3 tRNA genes are annotated in these 468 nt (G+C 44.9%); all 3 read left to right on the top strand.

Annotated elements, in window-relative coordinates:
* The first annotated feature begins 19 nt into the window (after positions 1-19).
* The 3 genes from M3182_RS25635 (at position 20) to M3182_RS25645 (ending at position 420) form a co-directional block, all read left to right on the top strand.
* A tRNA-Lys gene (locus M3182_RS25635) sits at positions 20-95 on the top strand.
* A 69-nt stretch (positions 96-164) separates the two neighbouring features.
* Positions 165-249, top strand: a tRNA-Leu gene (locus M3182_RS25640).
* 96 nt (positions 250-345) lie between these two features.
* Positions 346-420 (top strand) — tRNA-Gly (locus M3182_RS25645).
* Positions 421-468: the final 48 nt, after the last annotated feature.

The raw sequence follows: 468 nt of genomic DNA on the forward strand, positions 1-468 counted from the left end.
GGCCGGCACCATTTTGTACGAGCCATTAGCTCAGTTGGTAGAGCATCTGACTTTTAATCAGAGGGTCGAAGGTTCGAGTCCTTCATGGCTCACCATGATTTTTTCACGTAAGTGAAAATAATCAACCGTTAAATCGCGATAGCGAAAATAACTTTCAATATTATGCGGGTGTGGCGGAATTGGCAGACGCACTAGACTTAGGATCTAGCGCCGCAAGGCGTGGGGGTTCGACTCCCTTCACCCGCACCATGATTTTTTCACGATAGCGAAAATAATCATCCTTTAAATCACGATAGTAAAAATATTTTTCTATATTTACTTCAATTAGAAGAGTATTATCAATATGCGGAAGTAGTTCAGTGGTAGAATACAACCTTGCCAAGGTTGGGGTCGCGGGTTCGAATCCCGTCTTCCGCTCCATTGAATTGCCGGGGTGGCGGAACTGGCAGACGCACAGGACTTAAAATC

This window comes from Mesobacillus maritimus, assembly GCF_023715205.1.
Lineage (GTDB): Bacteria > Bacillota > Bacilli > Bacillales > Cytobacillaceae > Mesobacillus_B > Mesobacillus_B maritimus_C.